This window comes from Pseudonocardia thermophila, from assembly GCF_900142365.1.
GTDB lineage: Bacteria > Actinomycetota > Actinomycetes > Mycobacteriales > Pseudonocardiaceae > Pseudonocardia > Pseudonocardia thermophila.
In genome coordinates this window covers 49,555-70,333 of record NZ_FRAP01000017.1, presented here as the reverse complement: position 1 = coordinate 70,333, position 20,779 = coordinate 49,555, and the positions used below count along the sequence as shown (strand labels likewise).

The 20,779-nt window shown below is 71.6% G+C and carries 20 protein-coding genes; 5 read left to right on the top strand and 15 right to left on the bottom strand.

Translation table 11 applies throughout. The features are described 5' to 3' along the window. Positions 1-216: 216 nt before the first annotated feature. The 7 genes from BUE41_RS21080 to BUE41_RS21050 are packed head-to-tail and all read right to left on the bottom strand — an operon-like array spanning position 217 to position 8,124. A complete protein-coding gene (locus BUE41_RS21080; protein ID WP_073458886.1) occupies positions 217-1,158 on the bottom strand; it encodes an NAD(P)-dependent oxidoreductase in 942 nt (313 codons plus the stop codon). Next, a complete protein-coding gene (locus BUE41_RS21075) occupies positions 1,155-2,189 on the bottom strand; it encodes an ABC transporter permease (RefSeq protein ID WP_084755512.1) in 1,035 nt (344 codons plus the stop codon). Before BUE41_RS21075 ends, BUE41_RS21080 begins: the two co-directional genes overlap by 4 nt. Further along, on the bottom strand, positions 2,176-3,816 hold the full coding sequence (locus BUE41_RS21070; protein ID WP_084755510.1) for a sugar ABC transporter ATP-binding protein: 1,641 nt from the start codon (positions 3,814-3,816) through the stop codon (positions 2,176-2,178). Before BUE41_RS21070 ends, BUE41_RS21075 begins: the two co-directional genes overlap by 14 nt. A 16-nt stretch (positions 3,817-3,832) precedes the next feature. After that, positions 3,833-4,816 (bottom strand): sugar ABC transporter substrate-binding protein, encoded by a 984-nt coding sequence (locus tag BUE41_RS21065; protein ID WP_084755508.1) that lies wholly within the window; start codon positions 4,814-4,816, stop codon positions 3,833-3,835. A 3-nt stretch (positions 4,817-4,819) separates the two neighbouring features. Beyond that, positions 4,820-6,211 carry a M24 family metallopeptidase gene (locus BUE41_RS21060; RefSeq protein WP_234997452.1) on the bottom strand — a complete coding sequence of 464 codons (1,392 nt, stop codon included), beginning with the start codon at positions 6,209-6,211 and terminating at the stop codon, positions 4,820-4,822. A gap of 51 nt (positions 6,212-6,262) precedes the next feature. Further along, a complete protein-coding gene (locus tag BUE41_RS21055) occupies positions 6,263-7,297 on the bottom strand; it encodes a transketolase family protein (RefSeq protein WP_073458883.1) in 1,035 nt (344 codons plus the stop codon). After that, the gene (locus BUE41_RS21050; protein ID WP_073458955.1) at positions 7,294-8,124 is read right to left on the bottom strand and encodes a transketolase; all 831 of its coding nucleotides are present in this window, start codon (positions 8,122-8,124) and stop codon (positions 7,294-7,296) included. The genes BUE41_RS21055 and BUE41_RS21050 overlap by 4 nt, the downstream gene beginning before the upstream one ends. Positions 8,125-8,459: 335 nt before the next feature. Between BUE41_RS21050 and BUE41_RS21045 the strand changes: the two genes are divergently transcribed. From BUE41_RS21045 to BUE41_RS21025, 5 genes are all read left to right on the top strand, one after another. Beyond that, positions 8,460-9,308: an LLM class flavin-dependent oxidoreductase gene (locus BUE41_RS21045; protein ID WP_073458882.1), complete on the top strand. Its 849-nt coding sequence runs from the start codon at positions 8,460-8,462 to the stop codon at positions 9,306-9,308. Between the two features lie 28 nt (positions 9,309-9,336). Next, entirely contained in the window at positions 9,337-10,764 is a 1,428-nt protein-coding gene (locus BUE41_RS21040) for an aldehyde dehydrogenase family protein (RefSeq protein WP_073458881.1), read from the top strand. Positions 10,765-10,844: 80 nt separating this feature from the next. Continuing rightward, a complete protein-coding gene (locus BUE41_RS21035) occupies positions 10,845-11,633 on the top strand; it encodes a FadR/GntR family transcriptional regulator (RefSeq protein ID WP_073458880.1) in 789 nt (262 codons plus the stop codon). 164 nt (positions 11,634-11,797) lie between these two features. Next, positions 11,798-13,255: a GntP family permease gene (locus BUE41_RS21030; protein WP_073458879.1), complete on the top strand. Its 1,458-nt coding sequence runs from the start codon at positions 11,798-11,800 to the stop codon at positions 13,253-13,255. 386 nt (positions 13,256-13,641) lie between these two features. Continuing rightward, positions 13,642-15,012: a PAS domain-containing protein gene (locus tag BUE41_RS21025; RefSeq protein WP_073458878.1), complete on the top strand. Its 1,371-nt coding sequence runs from the start codon at positions 13,642-13,644 to the stop codon at positions 15,010-15,012. Between the two features lie 122 nt (positions 15,013-15,134). On the opposite strand, the gene BUE41_RS21020 is transcribed toward BUE41_RS21025, so the two are convergent. From BUE41_RS21020 to BUE41_RS20985, 8 genes are all read right to left on the bottom strand, one after another. Continuing rightward, positions 15,135-15,539 (bottom strand): DUF5360 family protein, encoded by a 405-nt coding sequence (locus BUE41_RS21020; RefSeq protein WP_073458954.1) that lies wholly within the window; start codon positions 15,537-15,539, stop codon positions 15,135-15,137. A gap of 52 nt (positions 15,540-15,591) precedes the next feature. After that, a complete protein-coding gene (locus BUE41_RS21015) occupies positions 15,592-16,143 on the bottom strand; it encodes a TetR/AcrR family transcriptional regulator (protein WP_200804045.1) in 552 nt (183 codons plus the stop codon). 198 nt (positions 16,144-16,341) lie between these two features. After that, the gene (locus tag BUE41_RS21010) at positions 16,342-17,136 is read right to left on the bottom strand and encodes an IclR family transcriptional regulator (RefSeq protein WP_073458876.1); all 795 of its coding nucleotides are present in this window, start codon (positions 17,134-17,136) and stop codon (positions 16,342-16,344) included. Between the two features lie 9 nt (positions 17,137-17,145). Beyond that, complete coding sequence (locus BUE41_RS21005) at positions 17,146-17,874, bottom strand: 3,4-dihydroxyphthalate decarboxylase (RefSeq protein WP_073458875.1); 729 nt, start codon at positions 17,872-17,874, stop codon at positions 17,146-17,148. Next, on the bottom strand, positions 17,871-18,647 hold the full coding sequence (hcaB, locus tag BUE41_RS21000; RefSeq protein WP_073458874.1) for a 3-(cis-5,6-dihydroxycyclohexa-1,3-dien-1-yl)propanoate dehydrogenase: 777 nt from the start codon (positions 18,645-18,647) through the stop codon (positions 17,871-17,873). The genes BUE41_RS21005 and hcaB overlap by 4 nt, the downstream gene beginning before the upstream one ends. Further along, the gene (locus tag BUE41_RS20995) at positions 18,644-18,883 is read right to left on the bottom strand and encodes a hypothetical protein (RefSeq protein ID WP_073458873.1); all 240 of its coding nucleotides are present in this window, start codon (positions 18,881-18,883) and stop codon (positions 18,644-18,646) included. Before BUE41_RS20995 ends, hcaB begins: the two co-directional genes overlap by 4 nt. Further along, a complete protein-coding gene (locus tag BUE41_RS20990; protein ID WP_234997450.1) occupies positions 18,880-19,401 on the bottom strand; it encodes a 3-phenylpropionate/cinnamic acid dioxygenase subunit beta in 522 nt (173 codons plus the stop codon). Before BUE41_RS20990 ends, BUE41_RS20995 begins: the two co-directional genes overlap by 4 nt. Continuing rightward, entirely contained in the window at positions 19,398-20,765 is a 1,368-nt protein-coding gene (locus tag BUE41_RS20985; protein WP_073458871.1) for a Rieske 2Fe-2S domain-containing protein, read from the bottom strand. The genes BUE41_RS20990 and BUE41_RS20985 overlap by 4 nt, the downstream gene beginning before the upstream one ends. Positions 20,766-20,779: the final 14 nt, after the last annotated feature.

Below are 20,779 nucleotides of genomic sequence, written 5' to 3'. Positions count from 1 at the left end.
TACGGACCTATCGGAACGCTACACACGGTGACCGGGCAGACCGGAACGTGGTTCGCCGGCCACGTTCCGGTCACGCCCGGTCCTCGGGGATCCTCGGCCACGGAGGTGGCCGGCGGGAGGGGTTGCCCGGCTTCGTCACACCCGGCGGGTGCCGGGCTTGGTCACATCCAGCGCTCACACCCGGCACTGCACTCATTTCCGGCGCGGAACAACGCATCACCGCCCCTCGGCAGGCTCGCCGTACTGCCGCCCCGGTGCCCGGTTCCGCCCGGACGGCGCTGCCAGGTGCAGGTAGATCGACGCCGCGTCCAGCTCGGCGAGCCCGGACTCGTTCGCCGCCCGGAAGGTGTCGTGGACCTGCGCCGTCACCGGCATCGCCACGTCGGTGCGCCCGGCGAGGTCGAGCCCGAGCTCGAGGTCCTTCTGCATGAGCCTGCTGCTGAACGCGGGCGTGAAGTCGAGCGACTCCAGCAGTGGGGCCTTGTACTCGATGAAGCGGCTGCTCATCGCCGTGCTGCGCAGGAACGCCAGCAGGTCGGAGCGCTCCACGCCGTGCGCCTCAGCCAGCACGCACAGCTCGCCGAGCACCTCGAGCGTCGCGGCGACCAACAGGTTGTGGCAGATCTTGACCAACCGGCTGGTGTCGCCGGGGCCGACGTAGACGAGCTTCGGGGCGATGGTGCGCAGCACGTCCGCGACGCGGTCGAAGGCCGCCCGGTCGCCGCTGACCGCCATCGCGAGACCACCGCTCGCGATCACGGGCGGACCGCCGGCGACCGGCGCCGCCAGGAAGTGGACGCCTGCCGCCGCGCAGCGTTCGCGGACCTGCGCCGACGTGCCGGGCGAGATGGTCGAGCAGTCGACGAGCACCGCGCCCGGGCGGGCGCCGGCCACCAGTCCCCCGTCGCCCAGGTAGACCTGGGCGACGTCGTCGTCCGTCCCGAGCATGGTGAGGACGACCGAGCACCGGCCGATCTCGGCGATCGAGCCGGCCACCGCACAGCCCGCGTCGGCGAACTCGGCGCACTTCGCCGTCGTCCGGTTGTACACGGTGACCGGCACCCCGGCGCTGACCAGGCGCCGGGCCATCGGCCGCCCCATGTTCCCCAGCCCGAGGAACCCGACCTGCGCCGTCTCGGTCTCGGCCGTGGCCGTCATGCCGCACCTCCCGCTCGTCGGAACCGCTGCCGGGCCTGGGCGATCCCGACCGCGGTGAGGAGCAGGACCCCGCTCGCGACGGTCTGGTAGTAGCTCGGCACGGCCAGCAGGGTCATGCCGTTGTTGAGTGTGCCGATGATGAGGACGGCGAGGAAGGTGCCGCGGATCCGTCCGCTACCCCCGGTGAGGGCGGTGCCGCCGAGCAGGACCGCGGTGATCACCTGCAGCTCGTACCCGGTGGCCGCGTGCGAGGCCGCCGATCCCGCCTGGCCGACCAGCAGGAGGCCGCCGACCGCGGCCGCCAGTCCGCTCGCGGCGAGGATGACGACCTGGTACCGGCCGAGCGGGATCCCGGCCAGCCGGGCCGCGCGCGGGTTCGCCCCGATCGCGTAGAGGTTCCGGCCGGCGACGGTGTAGCGGGCGACGAACGCCACCACCGCGAAGGCGGCGAACATGACCCACACGCCGTACGGGAGCGACAGGAACCGGCCGCTGCCCAGCCGGAGCAGGAACTCGTCGCGGACGAGGATCTCGCTGCCCTCGGTGAGCACGTAGGACAGCCCGCGCAGGACCGAGAGCATGCCGATCGTCGTGATGATCGGGTTCACGCCCAGCGCGACGCTGAAGACGCCGTTCACCGCGCCGGCGAGCACCCCCAGCAGCAGGGCCACCGCGATCGCGCCCGCCGTCCCCCACCCGTGGTCCTCGATCAGCCACACGCAGGCGATGGCGGAGAAGGCCGCCGCGGAGCCGACCGACAGGTCCAGGTAACCGGCGACGAGGACCAGCGTGCTGACGGCGGCCATGGTGCCGATCACGCTGACCGCCAGCAGGAGGTTGCTCAGGTTGTCGGCGTACAGGAAGTACGGCGATCGCGCGCTGAAGAAGACGCCCAGCGCGACGAGGACGGCCAGCAGCGCGAGGTCCTCGACGCGGTCCGCGGTGAACAGGCTGCGCAGCCGCCGTCCCCTGCTGTGAACGTCATCCGTGGTGGGCCCGGCCGGCACCGGCCGGTCGTCAAGCTGCGTCATCGCCGTGGTCCTCGTCGGTGAGTGCGGTGGATGTACCGTCGTCGGTCAGTGGTGCCTCGAGGGCGGCCGCGGTGAGCGCGGCCTCGGTGATCTCGGAACCGGTGAGTTCGGCGACCACCCGCCCCTTCGCCAGGACGTAGACGCGGTCGCAGACGCTCGCCGTCTCCTCGGGGTCCGCGCTGAACAGGGCCGCGGCCCGGGCCGTGCCCTCGGCGCGCACCCAGGCGCGCAGATCGCGGTGGATCTCGGTCTTCGCGCCGACGTCGACCCCCCGCGTCGGCTCGGTCAGCAGCAGGAACCGGGTGTCCGGCCGGTCCATCCACCGGGCGAGGACGATCTTCTGCTGGTTGCCGCCGGAGAGCTCCTTGGCGCACTGCGTCACCGACCGCATCGCCACCCGCGCGGCGCGCAGAGCCGCCCGCGCGCGGTCGTGCTCCCGGCGCGGGGCGACGACGCCGAACCGGCCGCGCCGGGACGCTCCGAGCAGGTAGTTCTCGGTCAGCGACAGCCCGAGGGCGAGCCCGCCCGCCTTGCGGTCGGCCGGCACGAAGCCCACGCCCGCGGCGATCGCGCGCCGCGGTGAGCCCGGCACCGACGTGGCACCCAGCATCGAGAACCGGCGGGCGGCGGCCGGGCACAGGCCGAACAGCGCCTCCGCGAGGGTCTGCTGGCCGGCGCCGAGCAGACCGAAGAAACCGACCACCTCGCCCGTGCGGACCCGGGCCGAGAGCTCCTCCACGACCCCGGCGGCGAAGCCCTCCGTCTCCAGCACGATCTCGCCGCCGGCGTCCGGCGCGGCCCGGTCGACCGGCTCCGGGAGGTGCCCCACGATGTCGGCCACGATCGACCGGTGGGTCGCCTCCGTCCGTTCGCAGTGCCGGACGAGCCGGCCGTCGCGCAGGACGGAGATCTCGTCCGCGATCGCGAGGACCTCGTCGAGGCGGTGGCTCACGTAGAGGACGGCGACGCCGCGGGCGGCGATCCGCCGGACCAGGTCCAGCAGGCGTTCGATCTGCGCAGGCGGGAGCGCGGCCGTGGGCTCGTCCATGACGAGGACCCGGGTGCCGCCGTGGCCGAGCGCCTTGGCGATCTCCACCAGCTGCTGGTCGGCGACCTCGAGGTCGCCCGCGCGGGCGCGGACGTCGATGTGCGGGCCGATGTCGCGCAGCGCCTCGCGCGCTCGGCGCAGCAGCTCCGCCCGGTCGACCACCCCCGTGAGCCGCAGCGGCAGCCGACCGATCATGACGTTCTCGGCCACGGGGAGCGCGGCGGCCAGCTCGAGCTCCTGGTGGATGACGCTGATGCCGTGCGCTGCGGCGTCGGCGGGGCTCCTCAGCTCGACGGGTGCCCCGTCGACGCGGAGCTGGCCCGCGGTCGGCGTCAGCGCGCCCGCGATGCAGTTGATGAGCGTGCTCTTGCCCGCTCCGTTCTCGCCGAGCAGCGCGTGGACGCGACCGGGCGTGAGGGCGATGTCCACCCCCTTGAGGGCGTGCACACCGCCGAACCGGACGTGCACGTCGCGAGCCTCGAGCACCGGGCCGGGCCGGTGGGTGCGCTCGCCGGCGGGGAGCGTGGAGAGCCCGCTCGGGCTCTCCACGCCGCCGCCCACATTCGTCGTCGAATGCATGTGGGCCGTTTCCCTGCTACTCGAAGTGCTCGTCGACGTTCGCCGGCGTGACGAACACGATCTTCGACGGCTGGGTGAAGGGCTCGACCGCCTCACCGTTGATCATCTTCTGGGCGATGGCGATGATCTCCTCTCCCCACGATCCGGGGAAGAGGCTGGTCGTGCCCGCGATGACGCCGTCCGGCCTGCGGATCTCCGGGATGATCGACTCCTCGCCGCCGGTGCTCGCGATCAGCAGGTCGTCGGCGCGGCCCGCGGCTCGGGCCGCGTTGGCGGCCGCGATGGAGATCTGGTCCAGGTGCGACCACAGGATGAGCTTGCGACCCGGGTTGGCGACCAGGAACGCGTTCACGACCTGGGCCGCGACCGCCGTGTCGCTCTTGCTCGACCCCTGGACGATCTCGATGTCGGGCAAGACCGATCGGATGCCCTCCTCGGCACCCGCACCGCGGTCGAGGTTGACCTGGCCGCCCTCGACGAAGTTGAGGACCATCGCCTTCGCGATCGCGTCGGCGCCCCACTCGGCGACGGCTGCCTCGGCCACCCCGGCCCCGCCGGTCGCCCCGACGGCCCGGTTGTCCAGCCCGAAGAGCGGCGCACCGGGCATGCCGTACTGGATGGCCAGCACCGGGACCCCGGCGTCCGCCATGATCTGACCGACCCGCTGGTTGCTGTCCGGGTTGAGGTTGTACTCGATGAACAGGTCGGGCTTCTTCAGCGCGGCGGTCCGCGCGTTCTCGACGGCCTTGGCCGCGTCCGCCTCGTTGTCGAGCATCTCGATGTCGAAGCCGGCCCTCTGAGCCGCCGCCACGACACCGTCGGCCACGGTCTGCGAGAACGTGATCTCGCCCGCGCCCTGCGCCATGATGATCAGCGGCTTGCCGCCGTCGCGGGCCCCGCCGGAGGCCGGCGCCTCCCCGCAGGCGGCCAGGACGAGCACCGACGCCGCGACGGCTGCCGCGGCGGCCACGAGGCGCCGAAGACGGATCGTTCGCACCATGGCTCAGACCCCGCCGGATCCGTTGGTGGCGGCCGCCCCGGACGCGTTGCCGCGCCCGGTCGGCGCCTTGATCTCGGGGAAGTCGACGCCGTTCCAGTACCGGGTCCCGGTCACCAGCAGCTCGTCCGCCGGGAAGCGGGTGATCACCCGCGCCCCGGTGGCGGTCACCTCGACCTCCTCCTCGATGCGCGCCGCCGAGGAGCCGTCCGCGGTCGGCCAGTAGGTCTCGAGCGCGAAGACCATGCCTTCCTTGATCTCGACCGGGTGCTCGAAGGAGTGGTAGCGGCTCATGAGGGGCTTCTCCCAGACCGACAGGCCCACGCCGTGGCAGTACTGCAGCCCGAAGGCCTCCTCCTCGCTGGCGAAGCCGAACTCCTGCGCGGCCGGGAAGTGCTTGACGATGTCCGAGGTGAGCACGCCCGGCTTCACCTCGCTGATGGCCAGGTCGATGTACTCGCGCGCCCGCTTGTACGCGTCGCGCTGCGCCGGGGTCGAGCCGCCGACGTTCAGCGTGCGGTAGTAGCAGGTCCGGTAGCCCATGTAGGAGTGGACGATGTCGAAGTAGGCGGTGTCCATCGGCCGGATCATCCGGTCGCTGAACACGTGCGGGTGCGGGCTGCACCGCTCGCCGCTGATCGCGTTGACCGCCTCCACCTCTTCGCTGCCCAGCTCGTAGAGGACCTTGTTGACCAGCGCGACGGCCTCGTTCTCCCGGGTGCCGACCCGCAGGAACCGGTAGAGCTCCTCGTAGGCGGCGTCGACGCACGCGGCGGCGTGGTCGAGCAGAGCGATCTCGTCGACGGTCTTGATCGACCGGGCGTCCAGCATCAGGCTCTGACCGTCGACGATCGTGAGGCCCTCGGCCTCCAGCGCCTTGAGCATGGGCAGCTCGACGACGTCGATCCCGATCGGCTCGTTCGCCAGCCCGTGCTCGCGGAGCAGGTCGGCGACCTTCTTGGCGTTGCCGCGCTGGACGCCCGCCTCCTCGTCGATCGCGCCGCGCCAGGTCGACAGGCCGGCCCGCCAGCTGTCGGTGGGCAGCCACGGAGCCTGCGTCTGGTGCAGCCGCGCGGCCGAGCCGATGTCCCACAGGATCGGCGCCTGCCCGCGCATGAGCAGGGCCATCCGGAAGAGCTTGTCCCGCGCCCAGTTCCCGATGTGGGTGGCGGTCGTGTAGCGGATGTTGTTCATGTCGAACAGCAGCAGAGCGCCGAGCTCACTGCTCTCGAGGGCGTCGAGGGCCCGGTTGAGCCGCTGGGTGCGCAGCCGGTCGAAGTCGATCCGGCGCTCCCAGTCGACGGCCATGGTGGTCCCCGGCGAGCCCACCGGAACGGAGTGGTTGCCGACCTCGCTCGGCCGCCAGCCCGTGAACAGGCTGGACTCGGTTGCAGTCACGTGGTTCTCCTCGTGGATCGGGGATGGTGAAGGGTCTGCTGCGCCGCCGGCTCAGACGGGCGAGTAGGCGCCGACCTCGTGGCGCACCTCGGCGACCTTCGGGAAGGGCGCGCTCCGCCCGCACAGGGCGGCCGCCGTGTCGACCAGGTGCTGGCTGCCGAGGCCGTAGTGCTCGAAGAGGTAGCGAGCGCTCGCGGCGCGGGCGAACGTGTCCTGGATGCCGACCCGGCGGAACGGGACCGCCAGGCCGGCCTCGGCGATCACCTCGGCCACCGCGCTGCCGAGGCCGCCGATCACGCTGTGGTTCTCCGCGGTGACGACCGCCTTCGACCGCCGCACCTCGCGCAGCACACCGGCGGTGTCGAGCGGCTTGAGGCAGGCGACGTTGACGACGTCGACGCTGATGCCGATCCCGCGGAGGGCGTCGGCCGCGGCGAGGGCGGTGGCGACCATCATGCCCGTCGCGAAGATCGTGAGGTCGACGGGCTCATCGGGTGCGGTCTCGCCGTCGACGACGACCACGTTGTCGAGGTCGAGCCGGTGGTCCTCGTCGAAGAGCACCGGGATCTCCCCGCGCTTCAGCCGCAGGTAGACCGGGCCGGGGATCTCGGAGATGGCGGTGACCGCCTGCGGGATCTCCCGGGCGTCGGCGACGTCGACCACCGTCATGTTCGGCAGCGCCCGCATCAGCGCGATGTCGTCGGTCGCCTGGTGGCTGGGGCCGCCGGGGGTGGACAGCCCCGGCATCAGCCCGACGATCTTCACGTCGAGCGCGGGGTAGGCGATCTGCATCGCGATCTGCTCGTAGGGGCGCCGGGTGGCGAACACGCCGAAGGTGTTCACGAAGACCTGGTGCCCAGCCCGAGCGAGACCGGCGGCCACCCCCATGAGGTTCTGCTCGCTCATCGCCCCGTTGAAGAACCGCTCACCGAGCTGGTCGCGGAACAGATCGGTCTCGGTCTGCCGCGTCAGGTCCGCACCGAGGCAGACCACGTTCGGCTTCTGCCTGGCCAGCGCGACGAGCGCGGACCCGTAGGGCTTGAGGACGGTGGTGTACGGCGCGCGCAGGGCCTTCACGGTGGTCATGCCCGCTCCCCCTTCCGGCTGGTCCACGGGGCGGGCGCGACCGTGCGCGCGTCGCGCTCCGCCTCGGTCAGGTGTGCGCGGGCCGCCTCGATCTGCTCCGGCGTGACCTTGAGGAAGTGGCCGTCGGCCTCATCCGGGAGGAGGTGGTCGAGGCCGGACAGCGTCCAGGTCTCGGCGACGACGACGGACGGCCGGGCCGAGCGCTGCGCCGCGCCCAGTGCGGCGCGCAGCCCACCGATGTCGTGGCCGTCCACGGCGTGCACGTCCCAGCCGAAGGCGGTCCACTTGTCGGTCACCGGCTCGAGGGTCGTGACCTGGTGCGTCGGGCCGTCGACCTGGCTGTCGTTGCGGTCGAGCAGGACGACCAGGTTGCCCAGGCCGTGGTGCGCGGAGAACAGGGCGGCCTCCCAGGTCTGCCCCTCCTCCATCTCGCCGTCGCTGACCACGGCGTAGACCCGCTTCGCGCTGCCGTTCAGCCGGGCGCCGAGGGCCAGCCCGGCCGCGACGGACAGCCCCTGCCCGAGGCTTCCGCAGGTGGCGGTGAGTCCTGGGGTGCCCTCGGTCCCGATGGACTCCAGCCGGGAACCGTCGACGCCGTAGGTCACCAGCTCCGCCGGGTCGATGCGGCCGATCTCGACGCCCGCGGCGTAGTGGACGATCGCGTAGTGCCCCGGTGAGACGACGAGATCGTCGTCAGGGGTGAGCGCATCGAGGTACAGCGCGGCGAAGATCTCCGCCGCCGACAGGGCCTGGCCCAGGTAACCGAACCCCTCCCTGGCGACCATGTCGACCGCCCGTCGGCGGATCCGCCAGGCCGCTCTCCGTATGTCGTCGTCGGTCCACCGCTGATCGCCGGCCGCCGGCGTCTCTGCGCGAACGGTGCTCGTGGACAACCTTGGCTCCAATCTGGCTTAGCCACTTGGCCGATATGGTGTGGGTCGTGTTACAGAGATGTCAACCACCCGAGCGAGATTCGCCGCTCGGTCGGATGCCGCAGCCGCGCCGCGACTGCTGGATCCGGCGATCGACAGAGTTGGGAAAACGCAGGTGAAAACCGGTTTGCACCGAACCCACGACGGCGCCCACCGGGAGCGGGGACCTTGCCGGCCCACGCGACAGAAGGCTAGATTGGCAAAGCCACTTTGCCAAAGGAGGCCCGGCGATGCCAGTACGTCTCGGACTCGGGATCCCCACGACCATCGGCCCACCCACCGCACCTGAGCTGTCCCGGTGGTGCCTGGAGGCCGAACAGCGCGGGGCCAGCACGCTCTCGTGCATCGATCGGCTCAACTACCCGAGCCTGGACGCTCTGCTGGCACTGGCGGCCGCCGCCGCGGTCACCCGCCGGGTGCGCCTGCTCGCGAGCGTCGTCGTCGCGCCGCTGCGCGGCAACGGCGAGCTGCTGCGCAAGCAGATCATCAACCTCGACCAGTTCTCCGGGGGGCGGTTCGACGTCGGCCTGGGCGTCGGCCGCCGCGCCGACGACTACGTCTGCTCGGACGTGGAGTTCGAAACGCGGGGAAAGCAGTTCGACGCCCAGCTCGACCGGTTCTTCCGCCTTCCCGAACCGGACCGAACGCCGGATCTGCCCTGCATCTTGTTCGGCGGACAAGGTCCGGCGACGCTGCGTCGGATCGCGCGTTGGGGCGGCGGATGGATTTCCGCGGCCGGGCTGGGTGGGCTCCGATCCGCCATCGCGTTCGCGCGGCAGGTGCAGGATGCGTGGGCCGGTGCGGACCGGCCCGGAAACCCCCGGCTGATCGCACTGGCGTACGGTGCAGTGGGAGAGCGCGCAGCCGACCACGCGCGCACCCACATCCACCAGTACTACGGATTCCTCGGCGCAGAAGGCGTCGAGCGGATCGTGGATCAGGTCATCATCGGACACGAACAGCTCGCCGATGCGCGAGGGCGTCTCACCGACGCCGGATTCGACGAGCTGATCGTGCTGCCGACCTCCAGCTCACTCGACCAGCTCGCGCTCCTCGACGGTTGCGCCGAGCACGGGTAGGCCGGTCGGCAGTTCGAAGGGAAAACACATGGCGTACGACGGCCCCACGGCCATGTACATCGACGGCGAATGGGTCGCCCGAGGGGAGAACGGCACCGCGCCGCTCACCGCACCGTTCGACGGACGGACCCTCGCGGTCGTCCCCGTCGGGGGGAGCACGGACGTCGACCGCGCGGTCCGCGCCGCCGGCGCCGCCCTGCGCAGCGGACTGCCGCTCCACCGGCGGCTCGAGGTCCTCGAAGCGGCGGCGGTCGCCATCGGCGCGCGCCGCGAGGAGTTCGCCCGGACGATCGCGCTCGAGTGCGCGAAACCCATCCGGACCGCCCGCGTGGAGGTCGGCCGCGCCGTCGACACGATCAGGTTCTCCGTCGCCGCCGCCCGCACGCTGGGCGTGGAGAGCGTCCCGCTCGACGCGACGGCGGGCGGCGCAGGCCGGACGACGTTCACGAAGCGGGTCCCGATCGGCGTCGTCGGCGCGATCGCCCCGTTCAACTTCCCGCTCAACCTCGTGGTGCACAAGGTGGCCCCGGCGCTCGCCGTCGGCTGCCCGGTCGTGCTCAAGCCGGCCACCCAGACCCCGCTGTCGTCGCTGCTGCTCGCCCAGGTGTTCCACGCAGCCGGCCTGCCCGCGGGCTGGCTCAACGTCGTCTGCGGATCGGGTTCGCAGGTCGGTCATGCCGTTGCCACCCACCCGGACGTCGCGTACGTGACCTTCACCGGGTCGCCCCAGGTCGGCTGGGGCATCGCCGCGGCGGCGCCCAAGAAGAAGGTGCGGCTGGAGCTCGGCTCGAACGCACCGCTCATCGTCGACCGGGAGTCGGACTGGGCGGCGGCGGCCGATCAGGCCGTCTTCGGCGGATACGTGCAGGCCGGCCAGTCCTGCGTCTCCACGCAGCGCATCTTCGTCCATGAGGACGTCGTCGACGCGTTCACCGAGCGGCTGGCCGCGGCGACCCGCGAGCTCGTGGTGGGCGACCCGCTCGACGAGGCCGTCGACGTGTCCGCCGTCATCAACGAGGGCGAAGCCGTCCGGGTGGAGAAGTGGATCACCGAGGCCGTCGCCGGCGGCGCCCGGCTCGTCGTGGGCGGCGACCGCTCGGGCGCGGTGGTCTCCCCCACGATCCTGCGCGACGTGGACCGGACGGCGAAGATCCAGTGCCAGGAGGTCTTCGGCCCGGTCGTGACGGTCAACACGTTCACGGACTTCGGTGAGGCCATCGCCGCCGCGAACGACTCCGATTTCGGGCTGAACGCGGGCGTGTTCACCACGAACCTGCAGCACGCGCTCCGGGCGATCGACGAACTCGAGTTCGGCAGCGTGTACATCAACGATGTCCCGACCGTCCGCGCCGATCAGCAGCCGTACGGCGGCGTGAAGGAATCGGGGAACACCCGGGAGGGCCCCCGGTTCGCGATGGAGGAGATGACCGAGTTGAAGTTCGTGACCATGCGGTGAAATCAAACCGGCGGGGCGAGGACGAACGGCCTCCCCAGCCGGCCTGGATCGCCGACGAATTTCGAGGACGAGGAGTGTTGATGGCGCGTGGCGTGCCGTCCAAATCGGAGAGGACCGCGGCCGCCCGCCGGGCGAAGGACGAGGAGTACCGCGAGAACTTCCACGTCGAACCCGTCAGCAGAGTCGCCGACCGCGTGGCGAACCAGGTTCGCGACTACATCGTCGAGAACGATCTGGAGATCGGCGCGCGGCTTCCGTCGGAGAGGCGCCTCGCCGAACTCGTGGGCAGTTCTCGCCCCACGGTCAGCCAGGCGCTGAGGAGTCTCGCCGTGACGGGGCTCATCGAGATCCGGCCGGGCTCGGGCGCATTCGTCCTGCGCAAACCGACGACGGCGGTCGGCACCGGCCTGCACATGATGATCGAGCTGGAGCCCGACAGCCTCGACGAGGCCGTCGAGATGCGGCACCTGCTCGAGCTCGCGGCCGCGAACCTGATCAGCGCGAAGCCGCAGCTGCAGGTGAGCCGGATCGAGGACGCGTTGGAGCGGCTGTCGGCTGCACGGGGAAGCGCGTCGGAGTGGATCGCGGTCGACACCAACTTCCACGTCGCCTTCGTCGAGCTCGCCGACAACCGCTACCTGACGAGCATCTTCGAGAGCGTCCACGACGCCGTCGTGACCAAGGCGTACGAGGACTGGATCGTCGCGGCGGAGACCCCGCCCTGGCTCGCCGGCGAGGAGTTCGGCGCGCAGATCGCGCTGCACGAACCGATCGTCCGCGCGCTGCAGGGCCGTGACCACGCACAGCTGGTCGCGGCCCTGCAGCGCCACCAGGAAGCGCTCGTGGCGCACGTGCGCCGCCGCCGCTGACGCGCGGGAGCAGCCGGCGCCGCTGCGGGGGTGCGCGCGAAGGGGCTGTTCCTGCGATTCTGAGTCCGACCACGCGCTACGACGAGAGGAAGCGCGACGATGCCCGTTCTGCCCACCGCTGCACGGCTGCCCGGCTCGGCTCCGATCGCCGACGGGGGTGCGTCGTGGAAGGAGTAGTCCCGGCCTACGGCGCAGGGCCGCTCCTGCTGATCGCACTCGGCGCCGTCGCCCTGCTGCTGGTGCTGATCATCGGGCTGCGGTTGCACGCGTTCGTCGCGCTGATCCTGGTCAGCTTCCTGACCGCGCTCGTCGCCGGGATCCCGGTCGGCGACGTCGTCAGCACCGTCCTCGAGGGCTTCGGAACCACGCTGGCCAGCGTCGCGCTGCTGGTCGGGCTCGGTGCCATGATCGGGAAGCTGCTGGAGGTCACCGGCGGCGCCCAGGTGCTCGCCGACACGCTCGTGGGGCGGTTCGGGGCCCGGCGCGCCCCGTTCGCGCTCGGCGTCGCGTCGCTGCTGTTCGGGTTCCCGATCTTCTTCGACGCCGGGTTCGTCGTGTTCCTGCCGATCATCTTCAGCGTCGCGCGCAGCTTCGGCGGCTCGGTGCTGCTCTACGCGCTGCCGTCGGCCGGCGCGTTCGCCGTCATGCACGCCTTCGTACCCCCGCACCCGGGACCGGTCGGCGCCGCCGGGATCCTCGACGCCGACATCGGCCTGGTGCTCCTCGTCGGCATCGTGCTCGGCATCCCGACCTGGTACATCGCGTCCTACCTGTTCAGCCGCTGGGCAGGCCGGCGCTTCGAGCTCCCGGTCCCGGCCGTCCTCGCCGGTGGCGGACAACCCGATGGGCGCGTGCACGGCGACGCACCGGACCCGGACGGCAACACCGACGAGCCGGGCGCGCCGGGGGTGCGCACCAGGGCGTCCGGCGCGCGCACCGCCCCTCGGTTCAGCACCGTGCTGGTGCTGCTGCTCCTGCCACTCGTGCTCATCCTGCTGAACACCGGGCTCAACACCCTCGCGACCGCCGGGGTCGTCGACGGCGGCGCGGCCACCGTCGGTGCGCTTCGCCTGCTCGGCCAGACGCCGGTGGCCCTGCTCATCACGGCGCTCGTGGCCATGGTGGTGCTCGGCCGGGAGCGGTTCAGCCGGGCGGAGGTGGAGACGATCGTCAACTCCTCGCTGGGCCCCGTCTGCGCGATCATCCTGATCACCGGCGCCGGTGGCGCGTTCGGCGGGGTGCTGCGCGCGAGCGGGATCGGCGACGCCCTCGCCGAGAGCCTCAGCGCGATCGGGCTGCCCGTGATCGTCGCGGCGTTCATCATCTCCGCTGCGCTGCGCATCGCGCAGGGTTCAGCGACGGTCGCGCTGACGACCACGGCCGGTCTCATCGCCCCCGTCGTGACGGCGGCGGGGTTGTCCCGGATCGACGTGGCCTGCGTGGTGATCGCGATCGCGGCCGGGGCGACCGTGCTGTCCCACGTCAACGACTCGGGGTTCTGGCTGGTCGGACGGTTCCTGGAGATGGACGTCAAGACCACGCTGAAGACGTGGACCGTGATGGAGACGCTCATCGGCCTCGTCGGCTTCGCCCTCGCCGCCGTCACGAGCGTGATCTTCTAGCGAATGCCCGCCCGACCACGGTGCGTCGCGAACTCCTTCTGGAGGAATGGCGACCCAGCTGAACGGTTGATCCGGACAGGGCTCTTCATCGGTGGAAATGCGTCATCTCGGCGATGGCTGTAGTGTCGGTCACATCCCTGACCCGACGGAGAGCCCCTCGGAAGACGGCCAGACCTGCGGCGCACGCACCGACCGACCGACCCTGGACTACCCCGTCTTCCGCACATCCGTGCACCTGACGTCGGAAACGGGCTGAGTGCGGACGCCCCACAGGGTCGGCTGCCCGATCACGCGGCGTCACCGATCGCGCACGGGCCGGGGTTGGCGATGCAGGATCGGCGTGGCCCCGCGGCCCGCGGGGCATCGTCCGCGCCTAGGATCGCAATATGACTGATCGGACTCGCGAGCGGATTGCTCCGAGCGGAGTTGAGCAGATCCTCCGCCCGGAGGAGCTGTTTTTCTCCACAACCGATCGACGCGGGCTGATCCGTACCGGCAATTCCATCTTCGTCCGGGTTTCCCGTTACTCACTCAGTGAGCTCACGGGAGCGCCGCACAACATCGTCCGCCACCCGGATATGCCGGCCGGTGTTTTCCAGATGGTGTGGGACCGGCTGCTCGCCGGGCAGCCGGCGGGCGCGTACATGCAGAACCTGTCGAAGGACGGCAGCCACTACTGGGTGTTCGCGACCATCACCCCGCTGGGCGACGGCTTCCTGTCGGTCCGGATGCCGACCCGCGCCCCCCTGTTCCAGCCGGTGCGGGAGCTCTACGACTACGTCAACGAGATCGAGGCGCGCGCGGCGAAGGACGGGCTGAACCGCCGGGACGTGGCCCGCGTCGGCCTGGATCAGCTGAACCAGCTCCTGCACTCCCAGCTCGGGTTCACCTCGCAGTCCGAGTTCTTCACCGAGGCGCTGACCGCGGAGGTCACCTCGCGCAGCCGGCTCGCGTCGTCGGCCTTCGCCCGCCCGTGGGCCCAGGGACCGGTCGCCGAAGTGCTCGCCGCCACCGGCACGCTCGAGAACCTCATGGCGAGCCTGGTGCAGCGCCTCGAGGGCTACCGGGCGATCAGCGATCGGCTCGTCGAGTCGTCCACCACCGTGCTCGGCGTCGCCCGCCGGCTGCAGAACGCCGTCGCCACCGCCCAGCAGGCGTCGGCGATGGTTGAGCGGGCCGCGGTCCTGCGCAACGTCGCCGAGGTGATGGCGACCCCGGCGCACAACGCCGTCCGCGCCCTCGAAGGCCTGGTCCCCCGCCTCGCCGCCCTGCGCTCCTACATCGCCGACCTGCGCTTCCGCATCGCCCTGGCGACGCTGCACAACGACATGGTCGCGTTGTTCGCCGCCGAGGTGGTCGACGGCACCGCGCCGCCCACCTCCCTCGGCGAGGTCCCCGCCCTGTGCGACGCGGTGCACGAGAGCGCGACGGAGATGTCGGTCAAGGCACAGCAGGTCAACCAGACGCTGCGGGACGTCGTGCACGAGGTCACCGAGGCCGGCGAGCGGCTGATGGAGTTCCGCAAGTTCCTCGGCCAGTGGCAGATCCTCGTGATGCGCAACCGCGCCGAGTCGATCGTCGGCGAGTCCATGCGGCAGATCGACGAGGAGTTCGCCGCGAGCTGGGACGGCATCGAGATGCTGCGCTCGCTCGGCCGCGACTTCGAGTCGACGATCGTCCCGATCGACGTGGACGCGCTCGAGCGGCAGATGAGCATCATCCGGGCCAAAGCGGTCGAGTCGCGGGAGATGGTCTGACCGCTGTCGGCCGCGACGGGCGCAGGTGCCGAGGGGGAGCGTCGTAGCCCTCACCCTCGGCACCGGGTCGTGCCCCCTCATGGACCGGCTCCGCACAGCGCCCGGGGAGGATCCACCGATGGTCACGCCCGTCCTGTCGGTTCCGCCAGATGCCCCGGCTGCAGGCCGCCCCGCCGCACCAGTCGCACGACCGCTGGCAGCGGGAAGACCAGCAGGTAGAGGTTCGGGGCCCACCACAGCGGGGAGAAGTCGCCCCGCAGCGTCCAGAAGGCGATCGCCATCAGCCCGGACGCCGAGGTGAGGACGAGCGAGACGAGCATGAGCGGCGCGCCCGTGGGCGATCCGCGCCGCAGCAGGACGAGGCTCGCGAGACCGGTCGCGCTCACGATCGCGTCGAGCCAGAGGAACGACCAGTTCCAGGCGACCATGCGCGGATCGGCGTAGTCGGCGAAGGCGAGTTCGGGCGGGATCAGGCCGAGCCCGGTGACGGAGAAGTAGACCACCAGGCCGGCGTCGGTCACGAGCATGAGCGCCTTGGTGAGACGGAAGCGATCACCCGGGCGGCCGGCCCGTCCCGGATCAACGCGCACCATCGTCGATCATCTCCAGCAGGCGCTGCCGGACCTGTTCGTGCAGCCCGCGCCCGGGCTCAGCGAGGCCGAGCAGCCGAGCCGCCCACCACCCGTCGACGGCGAGCCGCACGACGGTGGCGATCGCCGGGTCGACGCCGTCGCCGGCGAGGCGGCGCTGCCAGGCGGCGTAGCGCTCCCGCAGCGGCGCGAGCCCACCGGGATCGACCAGCACCCCGGCCAGCAGCGCGGCGGTGATGCGGTCGATCGGCCCACCCCCCTGGGTATCGGGGTGCTCGGGGATCGTCGCCGCGACGTACGCGCGCAGGAAGTCCCCGGGCCGCTCCCCCGCCCCCTCGAGCGCCCGGTCGAACGCCCCGACGAGCCGGTCGATCATGGCGGCGACCAGCGCCTGCTTGGTCGGGAAGTGGTAGAACAGCCCGCCTTTCGAGACACCGGCGCGACGAGCGACCGCCTCGAGCGTGAGCGCCTCCGCGCCGTCGGTGAGCAGCACCTCTGCGGCTGCGTCGAGCAGCCGGTCCTTGGAGCTCGGTCGTGGCACACCCATAACTATACCGGCCAGCCGGTATAGTTATGGTCCGCGCGGAAGGTGCAGCCGTATTCGCGTGCGCTCCGTGAGGATCCGCGCGAGGCACCCGCGAGCGGATCGGCGCTCGGTCAGCGGTTCATCGCGATCATCTGGTATCGCTGCGCGCCCACGGACTCCTCTGCAGAGCAGGACCCCGTCCACACGACGTGCTCAGCGCAGCAGCTCCGTCAGCTCCGCGGCCGCTTCCTGCAGCGCGGCGGCGATGCGCGTCCGCACCGCTGCGGGCATGCGGATGGTCGGCATCGAGATGTTGAGGGCGAACAGCGCACCGTTCGGGCCGACGACGGGAACCGCCACCGAGGCGACGCCGTCCTCACTCTCCTGCATGCTCGTCGCGTAGCCGCGCCGGCGAGCGGTGGCCAGCTCCCGCTCCAGCACGTCGCGCGAGGTGATCGTGCGCGCGGTCAGCGCCTCGAGCTCGGTGTCGGGGTAGCGGCGGTGCAGCTCCTCGGTGGAGAGGGTGCTGAGCATCGCCTTGCCCGTCGACGTGCAGTGGGCCGGCAGCGACCGACCCGTGCGGGAACCGACGCGCACTGCGCGGGTGCTCTCGATCGAGTCCAGGAACTCGACGACGGACCCGTCGAGGCGGCCGAGGTGCACGGTCTCGTCGTAGGTGGCGTGCAGTCGCTCGAGGATCGGCCGGGCCCTGACCCGCACGTCGACCCGCTGCTGCGTCGCTGCCGCGATCATGGTGAGCGCGCTTCCGGGCTCGTACGCGCGAGACACGGCGTCCTGCCGGACGAACCCCCGGTGCTGGAGGGTGGTGAGCAGCCGGTGCGCGGTGGAGGCGGCGACCCCGAGGTAGGTGCTGACGTCGGTCAACCGGACCCGCGGGCGCTCAGCGAAGAGCAGCAGGAGGCGCAGCGCGTTGTCCACCGACTCGATCGCCGACGGCGGGAGCTTCGAGGTCCCGGGGTCGTCCGGGGACGCCGGCGCCGTGCTCATCCCGCCAGCCTAATCCGCGCCGACATCTGCCCGTGCCAGCTCGTGACGCCACGCGGTGGCCACCGTGAAACCCGACCCGAGATCGGGCAGTTCGGCGAGATCCGCATCGGGCAGGTCCACCAGGCGCCCGCCGGAGGCGGTGATGCGCAGGGTCAGCCCGGCCAGGCGGTCGACGCTGATCGCCTGCAGCACCGCCTGCTCCACCCCACCCGCAGCGCTGGTCAGACCGTGGCCGCGCAGCAGCACCACCGGCCGGTCGCCCAGCGCGTCGACCATCTCCCGCGCTAGCCGCCGGTTGCGCACCAGCACGCCACGTGGATAGACGGGCACACCGCCCGCCGCGAGCTGGGCGCCGGGGATGTCGAAGGCACCCACGATCGGCCGGATGCTCAACCCGGCGAGATCAGCGGCGACGACGTCGGGCGGGTGGGCGTGGACGACGGCCTGCACGTCGGGGCGGGCCCGCAGCACCTCCGTGTGCAGCGGCAACTCGTTCGGCACAGCGTGCTCGGCGAGCTCCCCCTCCCCCGCCGGTGCCCCGTCGAGGTCGACGTGGCGGATGTCAGCGGGCTCGGTGAACGCTAGGCCCCGCTCGTGCGGGCCCCGGCAGCGCACGAGCAGGGTGTTCGGGCCCGTGCGCAGGCTGACGTGGCCGAGGACCCCGTCCGCGAGTCCCCGCGCGGCCAGCACTCGGCAGGCCGCAGCCACCAGCGCGCGTTCCTGGGCGAACCCGGTCACCGCACCCCCATTCCGCCGTCGGAGTGCAGCACGGTGCCGGTGACGCCGCGTGCTCTCGGTGACGCGAGGTAGACGTAGGCGCCGGCGTGGTCGGCCGGTTCCAGCGCGACCGCGAGCGGGGTGCGGGCACGCATCGACTCCGCCCGGCCGGGTGTGTCGGCGAGGCGGACATCGCCGAGACCGAGTGCCCGTGCGCCGCGGAAATCGGTGCCGAGCGTGCCACCCGGAGCGACCGCGTTGACCCGCACCTCGGGGGCGAGTTCGTGGGCCAGTGCGGTGACCAGTCCCCGCACGGCGAACTTCGAGGCCACGTACAGCACACCGCCGCGACCCGGGTAGTGCGCCGACGTCGACGTGGTCAGCGTGATCACGCCGTGGCTGCGTTCCAGGTGCGCCACCGCAGCGCGCACGGCGTGCAGGCAGCTGCGGACGTTCACCGAGAAGATCTCGTCGAAGGCGGCGTCGACGGCGGCCGCCGGCAGGTCCCTGACCCCGAGGTACTGGTCGAACACGCCGACGCAGACCACCAGGCCGTCGAGTCCGCCGAACGCCTCGACGGCAGCGGCCACGCCCGCCGCGCAGTCCTCGGCCGTGGTGGCGTCGCCCTGCACCGTCGGGATCCCGGCCTGCCGCAGGGCTGCGCACTTGGCGTGGTCGCGCTCCAGCACCGCCACGTGCGCGCCCTCAGCGAGGTAGGCGTCGACGACGGCGCGGCCGATCCCCGACCCGGCCCCGACGACCAGCGCCCGGTGGCCCGCCAGCCATACGGTCACGGGTCCTCCCGGTCACCGGGCTCGACGAGCGACTCGCGCGGCTTGCCGATCATGGCCGAGAAGGTCTCGGGCGCCTGCCAGGTCAGGGCCTCCAGCTCCAGCGGGCACAGCTCCACCGCGGTCCCGCTGCGCGGGGACTCGATGCGCAGCCGGGGCCCGTTCCGCCCGTCCACGCGGGTGACGCGGACCTCCGCGAACTCGTTGCCCACGAGGATCGGGCGGAGATCAGTATTCACAGGAACACCGCCAGGTTCTGCATCCGCAGCACCGACTCGTCGACGGTGATGGTGCGGTGCGCCAACCGCAGCCCGGCCGCGGTGCGGCGCAGCACGTCGCGCCGACCCGCCGAGAGCAGCGCCGACTCGCGGACGTCGCCCCGGCTGCGGAACAGCAGCACCGCCGACTCCGCGAGGAGCTCGTCGGCCGAATCCGTGGCGAAGGTGCGCACGTTGGTGACGAAGTGCCGCAATCGCGACGGCGGGTCCTCGGTCCAGGCGTGCTCGGTGGCGAACCGGGCCACCCGCCTGCCCAGGGAGTAGCGGTCCTCGTCGAAGTGCGCCATGCCGGGCGCGGAATCGAAGCCCGCGGCGCGACCGGTGGTGACCCGGACCGGCATCACGTACCGCACATCGTCGGTCATCAGGTCGAGCCACGCAGCGTAGTCCTGGGCGTCGAGCAGGTACGCCTCGTCCACCAGCCACTGGTGCACCAGCAGGTGCCGCTCGTCCCCGAACGGCAGGGGCCGGGCCGTCACGACCCGGTCCCGAACCCGACGGCGGACGGTGTGCGCACCGGGGTCTCCAGGCAGTCGGCCCACCGCGCGAGCAGAGCGCGCTGGTTGTACTCGCCGTACCCGACGTAGGCCGTGCCCGCCCCGGACCACTCCAGCGGCGCGACGACGGGCTCGTCGTCGGCCAGCAGCCCCATCCGGCTGTTGAGCAGCAGCCGACGCGCCATCGTGCCGGCCGCGGTGCTGGTGAGCGACACCCAGTTCTCCACGTCGTCCTGCTCGAACATGCCGGAGCTGCCGAAGCACATCAGGTACGCCTTGTACGAGAGCGCCTTGAACTCCTCCGGCGCCTCCTTGTCGACGGCGAACCACGACAGCACCTCGGTCTCGTCGGGCCCGACCGGCTGCCACTGGCGCAGCGAGATGAAGGGCAGCACATCGTCGCTCTCGCCGACCTTCGGCCAGTTGTGCACGAAGCTGAGGTTGGGGAACACCGACGCCGCTGAGACCATGAACCCGTCCTCACCGATGACAGCGCGCTGCGCGGGCGACCATTCCCGCAGCATCTTGTCGATCATGACGTCCGGGTAGCCGACGTACCGCAACCGCTCGCGCAGGTCCCCCGGCGGCAGCTTGTACGTGGTGCCACCGCCGCTGCCGGCCCAGTACGTGCAGCCGTCCTTGCGCTTCTCCGCCTTGGGTTCGCGGAAGAGCCCGATCTCCACGACGGAGGTGTGGGTGTGCGGCGTGTGGTACATGTCGCCGGCGAAGTTCTCGGCGCCGATCTTCCAGTTGGCCTTGATCCGCCAGCGCTGCGGGCCGCGCAGCTCGATGCCGCTCGGGCTCTGCCGGGTGTAGTAGTCCAGGTAGAACACGAAGTCGCCGAGGAACTCCCGCAGCGGCGGCGCGTCCGGGTCGAGGCTGGCGAAAACCAGGCCGTTGTAGGTGTCGAGCGCCGGGGCCGGCAGCAGACGCTGATCCGAACGGCGGAACCCGGCGTCCCCGCCGTAGGCCTCGCGGTGGAAAGGCAGTCCGACCAACCGTCCGTCGTTGCGGTAGGACCACCCGTGGTACGGGCACCGGAAGTGCGAGGCGTTGCCCAGTTCGGCCCGGCACACCTGCATGCCCCGGTGCAAGCACATGTTGAACAGAGCGTGCACCGCGCCGTGCTCGTCGCGCACGACGATGAACGAGTCATCGAGGATGCGGCGCACCACGTAGTCGCCGGGTGCCGGGATCTCCGACTCGTGTGCGAGGAACACCCAGCTGCGGGCGAAGATCCGCTGCGCCTCCAGCCGGAAGATCTCCTCGTCGTTGTAGACGTGTGCCGGGATCATGCCGCGACGCACGTCGGCCAGCACGGTGGTCAGATCGGCCGGGTCGTCCATCCGTCCCCCTGGGT